10 protein-coding genes are annotated in these 14683 nt (G+C 70.8%); 9 read left to right on the top strand and 1 reads right to left on the bottom strand.

Annotated elements, in window-relative coordinates; all coding sequences use genetic code 11:
* Positions 1-2 precede the first annotated feature (2 nt).
* The 4 genes from ACIPK3_RS30670 to ACIPK3_RS30655 all read left to right on the top strand — a co-directional run bounded on the left by ACIPK3_RS30670 (position 3) and on the right by ACIPK3_RS30655 (position 3642).
* Positions 3-929: a proline dehydrogenase family protein gene (locus ACIPK3_RS30670; protein ID WP_402574937.1), complete on the top strand. Its 927-nt coding sequence runs from the start codon at positions 3-5 to the stop codon at positions 927-929.
* 59 nt (positions 930-988) lie between these two features.
* Positions 989-2620, top strand: coding sequence for an L-glutamate gamma-semialdehyde dehydrogenase (pruA, locus tag ACIPK3_RS30665; RefSeq protein ID WP_402574935.1), 1632 nt, complete (start codon positions 989-991; stop codon positions 2618-2620).
* Positions 2621-2715: 95 nt separating this feature from the next.
* Positions 2716-3258, top strand: a complete 543-nt coding sequence (locus tag ACIPK3_RS30660) for a GNAT family N-acetyltransferase (RefSeq protein WP_402574933.1) — start codon at positions 2716-2718, stop codon at positions 3256-3258.
* Between the two features lie 252 nt (positions 3259-3510).
* Positions 3511-3642, top strand: coding sequence for a hypothetical protein (locus ACIPK3_RS30655; RefSeq protein ID WP_089098576.1), 132 nt, complete (start codon positions 3511-3513; stop codon positions 3640-3642).
* 41 nt (positions 3643-3683) lie between these two features.
* On the opposite strand, the gene ACIPK3_RS30650 is transcribed toward ACIPK3_RS30655, so the two are convergent.
* Entirely contained in the window at positions 3684-5234 is a 1551-nt protein-coding gene (locus tag ACIPK3_RS30650; RefSeq protein ID WP_402574931.1) for a purple acid phosphatase family protein, read from the bottom strand.
* A 185-nt stretch (positions 5235-5419) separates the two neighbouring features.
* Between ACIPK3_RS30650 and ACIPK3_RS30645 the strand changes: the two genes are divergently transcribed.
* The 5 genes from ACIPK3_RS30645 (at position 5420) to ACIPK3_RS30625 (ending at position 14529) form a co-directional block, all read left to right on the top strand.
* Positions 5420-6463: a 3-isopropylmalate dehydrogenase gene (locus tag ACIPK3_RS30645; protein ID WP_402574929.1), complete on the top strand. Its 1044-nt coding sequence runs from the start codon at positions 5420-5422 to the stop codon at positions 6461-6463.
* Between the two features lie 251 nt (positions 6464-6714).
* Entirely contained in the window at positions 6715-7803 is a 1089-nt protein-coding gene (locus tag ACIPK3_RS30640) for a branched-chain amino acid aminotransferase (protein WP_402574927.1), read from the top strand.
* A 381-nt stretch (positions 7804-8184) separates the two neighbouring features.
* Positions 8185-9789 (top strand): citramalate synthase, encoded by a 1605-nt coding sequence (cimA, locus tag ACIPK3_RS30635; protein WP_402574925.1) that lies wholly within the window; start codon positions 8185-8187, stop codon positions 9787-9789.
* Positions 9790-10027: 238 nt separating this feature from the next.
* Positions 10028-13075, top strand: coding sequence for a glycoside hydrolase family 3 protein (locus tag ACIPK3_RS30630; protein WP_402574923.1), 3048 nt, complete (start codon positions 10028-10030; stop codon positions 13073-13075).
* 110 nt (positions 13076-13185) lie between these two features.
* Positions 13186-14529 carry a hypothetical protein gene (locus ACIPK3_RS30625; RefSeq protein ID WP_402574922.1) on the top strand — a complete coding sequence of 448 codons (1344 nt, stop codon included), beginning with the start codon at positions 13186-13188 and terminating at the stop codon, positions 14527-14529.
* Positions 14530-14683 lie beyond the last annotated feature (154 nt).

Genomic DNA, 14683 nt, shown 5'->3' with positions numbered 1-14683 from the left:
CCGTGCTGGGTCCCGTGATTCTCGCCGCGTCGCGCAGCGACCGGATGCGACGCCTGATCTCGGCGGCCCCGGTGACCAAGCGGGTGGTGGACCGGTTCATCCCCGGTGAGACCGTGCGCGACGTCGTCCCGGTCATCGAGCAGCTCACCGCCCAGGGGCTGGAGCTGACCATGGACGTCGTCGGAGAGGACATCACCACCCCCGAACAGGCCTCCGCCGCCCGGGACGCCTACCTGGACCTGATCGAGCACATCAAGGGCATGGACCTCGGTCCCATGGTCGAGATGTCCGTCAAGCTGTCGATGTTCGGCCAGGCCCTCGACGGCGGCCATGAGCTGGCGCTCGCCAACGTACGGCCGGTGGTCGAGGCCGCCGCCGCCATCGGTACGACCGTCACCCTGGACGCCGAGGACCACACCACCCTCGACTCGATGTTCGCCATCCACGAGGAGCTGCGGAAGGAGTTCCCGGGGACCGGCTGCGTCATCCAGGCCTACCTCTTCCGCACCGAGGCCGACGCCCGCCGCCTCGCCGCCTCCGGCAGCCGCGTGCGGCTGGTGAAGGGCGCCTACAAGGAGCCCGCCGAGGTCGCCTACCAGCAGAAGCACGAGATCGACAAGGCGTATGTGCGCATCCTGCGCACCCTGATGGACGGCGACGGGTACCCGATGGTCGGCTCCCACGACCCCCGCCTGATCTCGATCGCCCAGGAACTGGCCCACCAGGCCGGTCGCAAGATGGACGAGTACGAGTTCCAGATGCTGTACGGCATCCGCGGCGACGAGCACCTGCGGCTGGCCGCCGAGGGCCACCGCATGCGCGTCTACACCGCCTTCGGCACCGACTGGTACGGCTACTTCATGCGCCGTCTCGCGGAGAAGCCGGCCAACCTCCGGTTCTTCCTCCGCTCGATGGTCAGCAAGGGCTGAGCCCGAGCACCCGCTCAAGACCCCGAACACCCGCTCAAGATCAAGGAGTTACGGATCTCATGGACGCTGTGACCCAGGTCCCCACCCCCGTCAACGAGCCGGTGCACGGCTACGCCCCCGGCTCGCCCGAGCGCGCCCGCCTGGAGGCCAAGCTCAAGGAGCTGGCCGAGAACCCGATCGACCTGCCGATGACCATCGGCGGCGAGCAGCGGATGGGCGGCGGCGAGGCCTTCCAGGTGGTCCAGCCGCACAACCACAAGTCCGTCCTCGGCACCGGCCGGCACGCCACCCAGCAGGACGCCCAGGACGCCGTCGACGCGGCCCTGGCCGCAGCTCCGGCCTGGCGCGCGATGTCCTTCGACGACCGTGCCGCGATCATCCTGCGCGCGGCCGAACTGCTGGCCGGCCCCTGGCGCGAGACCATCGCCGCCTCCACCATGCTGGGCCAGTCCAAGACCGCCCAGCAGGCGGAGATCGACAGCCCCTGCGAGCTGGTCGACTTCTGGCGCTTCAACGTCCACTACGCCCGCCAGATCCTGGCCGAGCAGCCCCCGGCGAACTCCCCGGGTGTGTGGAACCGCCTGGACCACCGCCCGCTGGAGGGCTTCGTCTACGCGATCACGCCGTTCAACTTCAGCGCCATCGCTGCCAACCTGCCCACCGCCCCGGCCCTGATGGGCAACGTGGTGGTCTGGAAGCCGTCCCCGACGCAGACCCACGCCGCCGTGCTGCTCATGCGGTTGCTGGAGGAGGCCGGACTGCCCAAGGGCGTCATCAACCTCGTCACCGGCGACGGCATCGAGGTCTCCAAGGTGGCCCTGGAGCACCGCGACCTCGCGGGCATCCACTTCACCGGCTCGACCAAGACCTTCCAGTACCTGTGGAAGACGGTCGGCAACAACATCGAGAAGTACCGTGCCTACCCGCGCCTGGTCGGTGAGACCGGAGGCAAGGACTTCCTGGTCGCCCACCCGAGCGCCGACCGCGCGGTGCTGAAGACCGCCCTGACCCGCGGTGCCTTCGAGTACCAGGGCCAGAAGTGCTCCGCCACCTCCCGCGCCTACATCCCGGCCTCCATCTGGAACTCGGGCTTCAAGGAGGAGTTCGCGGCCGAGGTCGACTACCTGACCATGGGTGACGTCACCGACCTGTCGAACTTCGTCGGCGCCGTGATCGACGACCGTGCCTTCGCCAAGAACAAGGCCGCCATCGACCGCGCCAAGCAGGACCCGACCTGCACCATCGTCGCGGGCGGCTCCTACGACGACTCGGTCGGCTACTTCGTCCGCCCGACCGTCGTCGAGTGCACCGACCCGGAGAACGAGGTCTTCCGCACCGAGTACTTCGGCCCGTTCCTGGCCGTGCACGTCTACGAGGACGACCAGTACGACGAGATGCTGACCCAGATGGAGTCGGTGTCCGACTACGCCCTCACCGGCGCGGTCGTCTCGGGCGACCGCGCGGCGGCCGCGTACACGATGGAGAAGCTGCGCTACGCGGCGGGCAACTTCTACATCAACGACAAGTCGACCGGTGCCGTCGTCGGCCAGCAGCCCTTCGGCGGCGGCCGCGCCTCCGGCACCAACGACAAGGCCGGCGCCCCGCAGAACCTGATGCGCTGGACGCTGACCCGCGCCATCAAGGAGACGCTGGTCCCGCCGACCGACTACGGCTACCCGCACATGGGCTGACCAGCCCCCCGAACGCGGGCCGGGAAGCCTGACCCCCCGAGCAGGCTTCCCGGCCCGTCGCCATGTCCGGGCCCGGCCGCGCCCATACTCGGGCCATGACCGTCCGTCTGCGCACCGCCCACACGGCCGACCTCGCCCCCGGCGACCTCCGCGCCGTCCGTGGCCTTCTGGACACCGCCTTCGACGGCGGCTTCGACGACGACGACTTCGAGCACTGCCTCGGCGGCATCCACGCCCTCGTGCACGACGGGACGGGGTCGCTCGCCGCCCACGGCTCGGTCGTGATGCGCCGCGCCCGCCACCGTGACCGCTGGCTGCGCGTCGGCTACGTGGAGGCGGTCGGCGTACGGCGGGACGCGCGCCGTACCGGACTGGGCGGCCGGGTGATGACCGCGCTGGAGCGCGTCATCGACGGCGCCTACGACCTCGGCGCGCTCTCCGCGAGCGACTCCGGCGCCCGCCTCTACGCCGACCGCGGCTGGCAGCCCTGGACGGGCGGCCTCCACGCCCTCTCGCCGAACGGGATCGTCCACCTGCCCGAGGAGGAGGGCAGCACCTATGTGCGGCCCGCGCTCGCCGGTCCGCTCGACCCGGGTCCCGGACTGCTCTTCGACTGGCGGGACGGGGATGTGCTGTGACCGTGAAAGGCCAGTTCACAGCGGGGTGGGCCGATCGGCCGTCTCAGATAGTAGGAAGTCCGACTAACTATGGAGACAGGAACGCGTCCCTCCCTTACGTTTGTAGAAGCCGAACGTCTCGCTAGATCAAGCGAATGGCGGTCGTGAGCCGAGCCCCGTGCAGGCAACCCCTGCGGCACCGCTCCCCGCCCCTTCCGGCGTCTCGTAAACCCTCTTGCCGAACTCCGGTTTTGCCGAAGGAGTCGATTCACCATGGCCGAGACGACCGTCCGCCGCCGGGTCCGCCACGTGTCCCGCACGAGCGAGTCCGAGCGCAAGAACGCCGCAGCCGCCCTCCAGCGCGCCCTCGACCGCCGTGACAACGGCGGCGAGACCGGACACTGAGCCCGCGCCACAACTGATCCCGCACGAGGTGCGGCCCGGCCTCAACCGCCGCGCCGCACCTCGAAGTGGTCGATCCGGTCGCCGCTCTGCGCCAGCGCCGACACCTTGAGCCTCGGGACCGTACCCGTCTCCGCCTCCACCGAGAGGAAGGAGAAGCCGGTGTACCGCACCCGCGACCAGTCCGCCGTCTCGGGCACCGGGACCTTGGACTCGGTCCAGTGGAACGTCTTCACCTCGTCGTGCCGGGCGATGTTCCCCTCGTAGCTGTCCTTCACCCCCGACGGGAACGAGTACAGGTCCCGTCCGCCGCCGCCCGCCGTGACGTACACGATCCCGTCCCGCGTCGGGTCGGTCGACGCGCCGACCGGCACCGGACGGGCGGCCGCGCCCTCCCTGATCGCGTCCGTCCGCTCGTACACATGGTTGTGACCGTTGATCACCAGGTCCACCTGGTGCCGGGCGAACAGCGGCAGCCACTGCTCGCGCAGCCCGCCGTCGGAGGCGTGCTGGGAGGTCGAGTAGGCGCAGTGGTGGAAGAAGACCACCACGAAGTCGACGTCCTTGTCCGCGCGCAGCCGCCCGAGCGTGCTGTCCAGCCACCTGGTCTGCCGTCCGCCGGTGTGGCCGAAGTTGGCGGGGATCTCGTGGGACACGTCGTTCGCGTCCAGCGCCACGAAGCCGACGTTGCCGTAGGCGAACGCGTACACGCCCGGCGTGCGGCGCGGGTCGAAGCCGTTGTCCGGGAGGCTGAAGCGGGCCAGCTGTCCACCGTAGCCGTTGGGCGAGTACCAGGCCTCCATGTCGTGGTTGCCGGTGGTCACCATCCACGGCACCGACTTGGCCACCGTCTCGGTCTGCTTCAGGAACAGGTCCCAGAACCGCGGGTCGTAGCCGTCCGACGTCTTGCCGGCCCCGTTGACGTCGGCGTAGCAGATGTCGCCCGCGTGCAGATGGAACGCCGGGTTCTGGCGCAGCAGCACATGGTCGTTGGTGTCCGCGCCGGTGCTCACGCCCTGGTCGCCGAAGGCGGTGAACACGAACCGCTCCGGGGTGGCGGGTGCGGTGCGGAAGGAGGCGATCGCCGAGCGGTGGGCCGGGGAGGCGGGATCCCAGCCCTCGTGGCCGACGCCGTAGTAGTACGTCGTTCCGGGGCGCAGGCCGTCCAGGGCGGCGTGCACGTAGTACTGCTCGACGGCCGGCCGCACCCCCCGCACTCCCGGTGTGTGCAGGGCGCGCACCTCGGCCTCGACCTGCCGGCCGAGGTCGTCGGGCCGATGTCCCAGCCGCACGTACGGCCGCCTGACCGCGAACGGCACCTGCCAGGAGATCCGCATCCGGGTCTTCGGGTCCGCACCGAAGGCGAGGTGCCGGCCGAAGGGACGTACGGCGGAGCCGCGCACCCGCGACGTCGCCGGAGTCCTGACCGTGCCGCCGGGCGTCGTCGAGCAGCCGGCCAGCAGCCCGCTCGCCACCGCACCCGCCGTCACCAGCGTGCGGCGCCGGGTGATCCGGGTGCGCAGGTACTCGTACTGCTCGGCCATGCTCAGGCGTTCGGCCAACTGGGGCGGAACGCCGACGTCCGGGGTGTCCATGCGGGAGAAGTTCCCACCGAATGCCGACACCGGGCCCACATCCGGGTGAACGCCGCCCAACAGGATGAAGCCTGCCCCTCGTTTGTCCCTCCTCCCATCTCTCCTCCTGTCCCTCCTCCGCCATACGGATGTCCGTATGGCGGACATCCAATGTCATCCCATGGGACGAGGAGTAGGGTGCCGACATGTCTCGCAGCATCAATCTCGCAGTGATCCCCGGTGACGGCATCGGCCGTGAGGTCGTGGCCGAGGGCCTCAAGGTCCTCTCCGCCGCGCTTCCGCAGGACGTGAAGCTGGAGACCAAGGAGTACGACTTCGGCGCCCGCCGCTACCGCACCACCGGCGAGACGCTCACCGACGCCGACCTGGACGAGCTGAAGCGCCACGACGCCATCCTGCTCGGCGCCATCGGCGACCCGAGCGTCCCCTCCGGCGTCCTGGAGCGCGGTTTCCTGCTCAAGCTGCGGTTCGCCTTCGACCACCACGTCAACCTGCGTCCGTCGAAGCTGCTCCCGGGCGTCGCCACCCCGCTGGCCGGACAGCCCGAGATCGACTTCGTGGTGGTCCGCGAGGGCACCGAGGGCCCCTACACCGGCAACGGCGGCTCCATCCGCACGGGCACCCCGCACGAGGTCGCCACCGAGGTGTCCGTGAACACGGCCTACGGCGTCGAGCGGGTCGTCCGTGACGCCTTCGCCCGCGCCCAGGCCCGTCCGCGCAAGAAGCTCACGCTGGTCCACAAGAACAACGTGCTGACCTTCGCCGGGCACCTGTGGACGAACATCTTCAACAAGGTTGCCGAGGAGTACCCCGAGGTCACCACCGAGTACATCCACGTCGACGCGGCGACCATCTACCTGGTCACCCAGCCCGAGCGGTTCGACGTGATCGTCACCGACAACCTCTTCGGCGACATCATCACCGACCTCGCCGCGGCCGTCTCCGGCGGTATCGGCGTGGCCGCCTCCGGCAACATCAACCCGAGCGGCGCCTTCCCGTCCATGTTCGAGCCCGTCCACGGCTCGGCCCCGGACATCGCCGGCCAGGGCAAGGCCGACCCCACCGCCACGGTCCTCTCCGTCGCCCTCCTGCTGGGCCACCTCGGCTACGACACCGAGGCCGGCCGTATCGACGCGGCCGTGGCCGCCGACCTCACCGAACGTGTCGGGGGACCCGCCCGCTCCACCTCCGAGATCGGCGACGCGCTCGCCGTACGAGTAGCCGGCTGACCCGCCGCGTCACTCACAGCCGCCGGGTCGCATCAGCGCCCGGCGGCTTTCTCATGCGGCCACCGGGTGCCACCATCTTCCCTGGGCCGCTCCCACCCCCATTCCGACCACCACGGGTCCCGCGCGATAATCGAACGCGGAGCCGCGGTATGAGGGAAAGCCCGGACGTCCGACACACCGGCGAAAGCCGGTGCCGGACGGGCGGACGTGAGGCGCGGCCTGTCACTACAACTGGTGAAGGACACCCACTCATGACGACGCCCACGATCGAGCTCAAGCCCTCGTCCAGCCCGCTCGCCACAGCGGAGCGCGAGGCGATCCTGGCCAACCCCGGCTTCGGCCGTCACTTCACCGACCACATGGTCACCATCAAGTGGACCGAAGGCCGGGGCTGGCACGACGGACAGCTCGTTCCCTACGCGCCGATCCCGCTCGACCCCGCCACCAACGTCCTGCACTACGCCCAGGAGATCTTCGAGGGCCTCAAGGCGTACCGCCGCGCCGACGGCTCCGTGGCGACCTTCCGCCCCGACCAGAACGCCCTGCGCTTCCAGCGCTCCGCCAACCGGCTGGCCATGCCCGAGCTGCCGGTCGAGACGTTCATCGAGGCGTGTGACGCCCTGGTCCGCCAGGACCGGGACTGGGTGCCCGCGCACGGTGGCGAGGAGTCCCTCTACCTGCGCCCCTTCATGATCGCGACCGAGGTCGGGCTGGGCGTGAAGCCCGCCAACGAGTACCTCTTCATCGTCATCGCCTCCCCGGCGGGCGCCTACTTCCAGGGCGGTGTCCGGCCGGTCTCCATCTGGGCCTCCGAGGACCGCGTCCGCGCCGTCCCCGGCGGCATGGGCGACGCCAAGACCGGCGGCAACTACGCGGCCTCCCTGCTCGCCCAGGCCGAGGCTGCCGCGCACGGCTGCGACCAGGTCTGCTACCTCGACGCGGTCGAGCACAAGTGGGTCGAGGAGCTGGGCGGCATGAACCTGTACTTCGTGTACGGCGACAAGATCGTCACGCCGACCCTGACCGGCTCCATCCTGGAGGGCATCACCCGTGACTCCCTGCTGGCCGTCGCCCGCGACCTCGGCTACGAGTCCGAGGAGGCCCGTGTCTCCATCGACCAGTGGCAGGCCGACTCGGAGAACGGCACCCTGACCGAGGTCTTCGCCTGCGGCACCGCCGCGGTGATCACGCCGGTCGGCACGGTCAAGCGCGACGGTGTGGAGTGGCGGCAGTCGGGCGGCGAGCCGGGCGAGGTCACTCTCAGGCTCCGCCAGGCCCTGCTGGACATCCAGCGCGGCATCACGGACGACAAGCACGGCTGGATGCACGACATCGGCTGACCGGTCGGCCGTTCCGGATCAGGGCGCAGGATGCCGACGGCGCCCTGATCCGGGGAGCCCGCCGTGCCGTGGGTCAGGACAGCCGTACCGCATCCTGAGACACCCGTGAGCCGGCCGGCCCCCTGTGCCAGAATCTGCCCGTGCTCTCGTTCGCCATGATTATGGGCAGCAGGCGCGCCGGTCCGCAGTGACCACCTCGTACGACCAGGTACGGGTGGCCACCGTCGTCCTCGACCCGCGCGCAGACCTCTCGCACCCGCGAGGGGTTTTTTCGTTTTCCCGGCCCATCCTCAGCCGGGTGCGAAGCGCGAGGGAGTATGGAGGGACGGTGGAGCCGGTCATTCCGGTAAGACCGAGATTCAACACAGGAGCCTTGAGATCATGACCTCAAACAGCGAGCCCGACGACTCGTTCCACGTCTTCGACACCACGCTGCGCGACGGCGCGCAGCGCGAGGGCATCAACCTCACGGTCGCGGACAAGCTCGCCATCGCACGGCACCTGGACGACTTCGGCGTGGGCTTCATCGAGGGCGGCTGGCCCGGCGCCAACCCGCGGGACACCGAGTTCTTCGCCCGCGCCCAGCAGGAGATCACCTTCCGGCACGCCCAGCTGGTCGCCTTCGGCGCCACCCGCAGGCCCGGCGTGCAGGCGGCACAGGACCCGCAGGTCAGGGCGCTGCTGGAGTCCGGCGCCCCGGTCATCACGCTCGTCGCCAAGTCGCACGACCGGCATGTGGAACTGGCGCTGCGCACCACGCTCGAAGAGAACCTGGAGATGGTCCGCGACACCGTCGCCCACCTGAGCGCACAGGGCCGGCGGGTCTTCGTGGACTGCGAGCACTTCTTCGACGGCTACCGCGCCAACCCCGAGTACGCGAAGGCGGTAGTCCGTGCCGCCGCCGAGGCCGGCGCGGACGTGGTCGTGCTCTGCGACACCAACGGCGGCATGCTGCCCGCCCAGATCCAGGCGGTCGTCTCCACGGTCCTCGCGGACACCGGCGCCCGGCTCGGCATCCACGCCCAGGACGACACCGGCTGCGCGGTCGCCAACACCCTGGCCGCGGTGGACGCGGGCGCGACCCACGTGCAGTGCACGGCGAACGGCTACGGCGAGCGGGTCGGCAACGCCAACCTGTTCCCGGTGGTCGCCGCCCTGGAACTGAAGTACGGCAAGAAGGTCCTGCCCGACGGGCACCTGCGCGAGATGACCCGCGTCTCGCACGCCATCGCCGAGGTCGTCAACCTCACCCCCTCCACCCACCAGCCCTACGTGGGCGTCTCCGCCTTCGCGCACAAGGCGGGCCTGCACGCCTCAGCGATCAAGGTCGACCCGGACCTGTACCAGCACATCGACCCCGAGCGGGTCGGCAACACCATGCGGATGCTGGTCTCCGACATGGCGGGCCGCGCCTCCGTCGAGCTCAAGGGCAAGGAGCTCGGCGTCGACCTCGGCGACGACCGCGAGCTGGTCGGCCGGGTGGTCGACCGGGTCAAGGAGCGCGAGCTGGCCGGCTACACCTACGAGGCGGCCGACGCCAGCTTCGAACTGCTGCTGCGCGAGGAGGTCGAGGGCGGGCCCCTCAAGTACTTCGAGGTCGAGTCCTGGCGCGCCATCGTCGAGGACCGCCCCGACGGCAGCCACGCCAACGAGGCCACGGTCAAGCTCTGGGCCAAGAGTGAGCGGATCGTCGCCACCGCCGAGGGCAACGGCCCGGTGCACGCCCTGGACCGGGCGCTGCGCGTCGGCCTGGAGAAGATCTACCCCCAGCTCGCCAAGCTGGAGCTGGTCGACTACAAGGTCCGCATCCTGGAGGGCAAGCACGGCACCCAGTCCACCACCCGGGTCCTCATCGCCACCTCCGACGGCACGGGCGAGTGGTCCACGGTGGGCGTCGCCGACAACGTGATCGCCGCCTCCTGGCAGGCGCTGGAGGACGCCTACACCTACGGCCTCCTCCGAGCCGGCGTCGAGCCCGCCGAGTAGCACCCGTTCAGCAGGAAGGAGTCCTCGGCGAGCCTCTCGAACTCGCCGAGGCCCATCGCCCGGCCGGGGTGACGTATGCGGCGCGCATTCAACTCTCGAACTCATAACTCCCGTCTGCCGCAAGGTGATTGGGAGCACATCACTTATGACGTGAAGTCTTGACGGCGTCCGGGTACGCCAGTTGACTCACGCACTGGTCTAAGCCATGAGTGATTCAAGATGAGTCGAGGGAAGGTCCATGCGAAGAACCGCCCTGCTCGCCTTCACCGCCCTGCTCGCGTCCCTGATGCCGCTGGCGTCGGCCCGAGCCGCCGACGAGTCGGCACCCGCACCCGCACCCGCACCCGCACCCGCGCTCACGCCCGTCGACCGCTTCGAGGGCGAGGTCCCCTTCGCCTCCCAGCCCGCCGAGGGCATCTTCACCTGGGGAAGCGACGCCGACGATCCGCCCGCGCTCGCGCTCGCCGACCGCGCCGACGCCCCCGAGGGGGCCAAGGTCCTCACCGGCACCTACGACATCAGCGGCTACGGCGGCTTCACCCACGACTACGCGGCGACCGAGCCCGGCCACGACTGGTCCGCGCACCAGGGCATCCGTTTCTGGTGGGAAGGCCGGCACGACGGCCGGAAGATCGCCTTCGAGATCAAGGACGGCGGAGCGAACGGCGAGGCGTCCGAGCTCTGGACCACCTCCTTCACGGACGACTTCACCGGCTGGAAGCAGATCGAGATCCCGTTCACGGACTTCGTCTACCGCACCGACTACCAGCCGGTCGGCGGCATCGACCACGTCCTCGGACTCACCCGGATGTGGGGTTACGCGGTCACCCTCCCCGTCGGGGTCCGGGGCGGGTTCGCGATGGACGGCGTCGAGCTGTACGGCAGTGCCGACCAGTCACTGCGCGCCTCCGTCACCACCGACGCCGCCGTGTACCCGGTGGGGGAGGGCGGCACGGCCGCCGTCACGGTCTCCGTGGGCACCACCGGGTCCGCTCCGCTGGAGGAGCCGGTGACCGTCGCCTACGAGACCGCGCCGACCGGGACCGCGGAGCCCGGCAAGGACTACACCCCGGTCTCCGGCACCGTCACCTTCCCGGCCGGCACCGCCTCCGGCGCCGCACGGACCATCGGCGTGCCCACCCTGAAGGACCGGGCGGCCGAGCCCGCCGAGACGGTCCCGCTCAAGCTCACGGTGACCGGCGCCAAGGCTCCGGCCGAGACCCCGCAGATCGTGGTCGACGCCCATGGACTCCCCTACCTGGACCGCCGGTTGCCGGTGCGCAAGCGGGTCGCGGACCTCGTCGGCCGGATGTCCCTGGAGGAGAAGGTCGGTCAGATGACCCAGGCCGAGCGCGGCGCGATGAGCGCCCCCGCCGACCTCGCGACCTACGCCCTCGGCTCACTCCTCTCCGGAGGCGGCTCCACTCCGACGCCCAACACCCCCGAGGCGTGGGCCAGGATGATCGACGGCTTCCAACTGCGCACTCGGGCCACGCGGTTCCAGATCCCGCTGGTCTACGGTGTCGACGCGGTTCACGGCCACAACAACCTGGCCGGTGCCACGGTCATGCCGCACAACATCGGTATCGGCGCGACCCGCGACCCCGAACTCGCCTACCAGGCCGGTGCGGTGACGGCGGCCGAGGTCCGCGCCACCGGCATCCCCTGGGACTTCGCGCCCTGCCTCTGCGTCACCCGCGACGAACGCTGGGGCCGCTCCTACGAGTCCTTCGGCGAGGACCCGGCACTCGTCCAGTCCATGGAGACGGTCGTGCAGGGACTCCAGGGCCGGCCCGACGGCGGCGACCTGAGCCGTGACGACAAGGTCCTGGCCACCGCCAAGCACTTCGCCGGTGACGGCGGTACCGGGTACGGCTCCTCCACGACCGGGGCCTACACGATCGACCAGGGGGTCACCAAGGTCACCCGGGAGCAACTGGAGTCGATCCATCTGGCGCCGTTCAGGACCGCCGTGGAGCGGGGTGTCGGGACGGTCATGCCGTCCTACTCCTCCCTCGACATCCTGGGCGACGGCAAGGGCGCGGTGAAGATGCACGCCCGGGGCGACATGATCAACGGCGTCCTCAAGGACCGTATGGGCTTCGACGGGTTCGTGATCAGCGACTGGAACGCCATCGACCAGCTCCCCGGCGACTACGCGACCCGGGTGCGGACCGCGGTCGACGCGGGCGTGGACATGATGATGGTGCCGTACGGCTACAAGGACTTCACCGCCGCCCTGACTGCCGAGGTGACGGAGGGTCGGATCGGCCAGAAGCGGATCGACGACGCCGTCTCGCGGATCCTCACCCAGAAGTTCCGGCTGGGCCTGTTCGAACACCCGTACGCCGACACGAGCGGTGCGGCGCGGATCGGCTCCGCCGGTCACCGTGCCGTGGCCCGCAGGGCCGCCGCCGAGTCCCAGGTGCTGCTGAAGAACGACGGCGGGCTGCTGCCGCTGAAGAAGTCGCAGAAGGTCTACGTCGCCGGATCCAACGCCGACGACATCGGCAACCAGACCGGCGGCTGGACCCTCACCTGGCAGGGCTCCTCCGGCGACATCACCAAGGGCACGACCATCCTCCAGGGCATGCGCGCGGCGGGCGGGGACGTCACCTACTCCAAGGACGCCTCGGCTCCCACCTCCGGCTACGACGTCGGCGTGGTCGTCGTCGGCGAGACTCCCTACGCCGAGGGCGTCGGAGACGTCGGCAACGGCCACGACCTGGAGCTGTCCGCCGCCGACCGGGCCGCCGTGGACAAGGTGTGCGCGGCCATGAGGTGCGCCGTGCTCGTCGTCTCCGGGCGGCCGCAGCTGATCGGCGACCGGCTCGGCGCGATCGACGCCCTGGTCGCCTCCTGGCTCCCCGGCACCGAGGGCGACGGCGTGGCGGACGTCCTCTACGGCCGACGCCCCTTCACCGGGCGGCTCCCGGTCACCTGGCCCAAGTCCGAGGCCCAGCTCCCGGTCAACGTGGGCGACGCGTCGTACGACCCGCAGTACCCGTACGGCTGGGGTCTCACCACCCTGACCAAGGCACCGCGGGACGGCGAACGCACCCTTCGGGCGCTCGCCGGACAGGCCGCGGCGGCCGAGCGGGCGGGCCGGGACGACAGCGGGCGCGCACTGGTCGCCAGGGCACGGCTGATCGTGCAGGATCGGATCGGACAGCGGATCACGGCGGCGGTGGCCAAGCCCTTCGCGGACGCCGACCATCTGCTGCTGACCGGAAAGTACGGAGCGGCGCTGGAACGGCTGACGCAGGCGTACCGGGCGGCCGCCTGAGACCGCGGGCGGGAGGCGCACCGGACGGTGGGCGCCTCCCGCCCGCTCGATCCCTCCGGTCACCCCTTCGAGGAATGACCATTTCGGACGGGTTCGGGTAGCTTCGAACCATGAAGGCCGTCGTACGGACCCGAAGCCTCGCCGGACTGCTGGCGGCCCTGGCGCTCCTGCTCCTCACCCTGCTCGCGCCCGGCGCCTCGGCGGCCACCAGCGTCTCGTCGATCGCCGCGGCCCTGCGCGAGAACCCGGTCTACGTCGACCCGGCGGCCTCCGGACAGCTCTCCACGGCCGCCGCGAGAAACCTGACCGACGAGATCAGACGCGCGGGCAAACCGGTCTTCATCGCCGTCCTCCCGGCCGACTACCCGACCCAGAACCTCTTCACCGACCTGCGCACCGCCACCGGCGTCACCGGGCTGTACGCCGTCCGCCTCGGCGACCGCTTCGACGCCCGCGCCGACTCCTCGGTGCTCTCCCGGGCAGCCGTGAAGAACCTGGTCACCAGCGTGCAGGGCGAGGACACCAAGACCCAGCTGACCGACTTCACCGGCCGGGCGGTGGCCAACATGGGCGGCCGGGCCCCCGCGTCCTGGGGTTCACCCGGCGGCGGCGAGGGCGTCTCCGGCACCGCGCTGATCACCGTCGGGGCGCTGATCGTGGCGGGCGGCGCCGGCGCGTACACCCTGGTACGACGGAACCGGCGGCGCCGCGAACAGGAGCGGCGGGCCGCCCTCGACCGGCTCCGGGTGGTCGTGGACGAGGACATCACCGCCTTCGGCGAGGAACTCGACCGGCTGGACTTCCACCCCGCCGAAGCGGGCGCCGACGACGCGATGCGCGCGGACTACGAGCGGGCCCTGGACGCGTACGAGCAGGCGAAGCAGTACATGGCCGCCGCCCACGGCCCGGAAGACGTCCGGGCCGTCACCCAGGCCCTGGAGGACGGCCGCTTCTCCCTAGCCCAGCTCTCCGCCCGCCGCGAGGGCCGCCCCCTGCCCGAACGCCGCCCGCCCTGCTTCTTCGACCCACGTCACGGTCCCTCGGTCGCCGACGCTACGTGGACCCCCCCGGGCGGCTCCTCCCGGGAGGTCCCGGTCTGCGCGGCCGACCGCACCCGTCTCGCCGACGGCCGCGACCCGGTCATCCGCGAGGTGGACACCGACCAGGGCCGCCGCCCCTACTGGGACGCGGGCCCCGCCTACGGCCCCTGGGCGGGCGGCTACTTCGGCGGCGGCATCCTCCCCGGGCTGCTGGTCGGCACCCTCCTGGGCAGCGCCATGTCCAGCCCGGCGTACGGAGCCAACTACGACATGGGGTACGGCGACTTCGGCTCCGGCGGCTACCAGGGCGGCGACGTCTCCGGTGCGGACTTCGACCCCGGCGACTTCGGCGGCGGTTTCGGGGACGGCGGGGGCGACTTCGGCGGGGGCGGCGACTTCGGGGGCGGTTCCTAGGACACGACCTGGGCCCTGTCCTTTCCGGCGATCAACTCGATCGCCGTGTTCGAACGCCGCTAGGGCGTGTCTGACAATTCCCGCCTGCCTCGCGGGGGCTGGCACGCACGCTCGCAGCGTTGCCGAAACGCCCACGTGGCGCCGCCACGAGGGC

The organism is Streptomyces sp. NPDC086787 (assembly GCF_044745865.1).
Lineage (GTDB): Bacteria > Actinomycetota > Actinomycetes > Streptomycetales > Streptomycetaceae > Streptomyces.
This window is presented reverse-complemented; position numbering and strand designations above follow the sequence as displayed.

Bases quoted from the DNA above. Each gene is read 5' to 3' on its own strand.
- pruA (WP_402574935.1), top strand. From the start codon at position 989: ATGGACGCTGTGACCCAGGTCCCCACCCCCGTCAACGAGCCGGTGCAC.
- ACIPK3_RS30660 (WP_402574933.1), top strand. From the start codon at position 2,716: ATGACCGTCCGTCTGCGCACCGCCCACACGGCCGACCTCGCCCCCGGC.
- ACIPK3_RS30655 (WP_089098576.1), top strand. From the start codon at position 3,511: ATGGCCGAGACGACCGTCCGCCGCCGGGTCCGCCACGTGTCCCGCACG.
- ACIPK3_RS30650 (WP_402574931.1), bottom strand. From the start codon at position 5,234: ATGGACACCCCGGACGTCGGCGTTCCGCCCCAGTTGGCCGAACGCCTG.
- ACIPK3_RS30645 (WP_402574929.1), top strand. From the start codon at position 5,420: ATGTCTCGCAGCATCAATCTCGCAGTGATCCCCGGTGACGGCATCGGC.
- ACIPK3_RS30640 (WP_402574927.1), top strand. From the start codon at position 6,715: ATGACGACGCCCACGATCGAGCTCAAGCCCTCGTCCAGCCCGCTCGCC.
- cimA (WP_402574925.1), top strand. From the start codon at position 8,185: ATGACCTCAAACAGCGAGCCCGACGACTCGTTCCACGTCTTCGACACC.
- ACIPK3_RS30630 (WP_402574923.1), top strand. From the start codon at position 10,028: ATGCGAAGAACCGCCCTGCTCGCCTTCACCGCCCTGCTCGCGTCCCTG.
- ACIPK3_RS30625 (WP_402574922.1), top strand. From the start codon at position 13,186: ATGAAGGCCGTCGTACGGACCCGAAGCCTCGCCGGACTGCTGGCGGCC.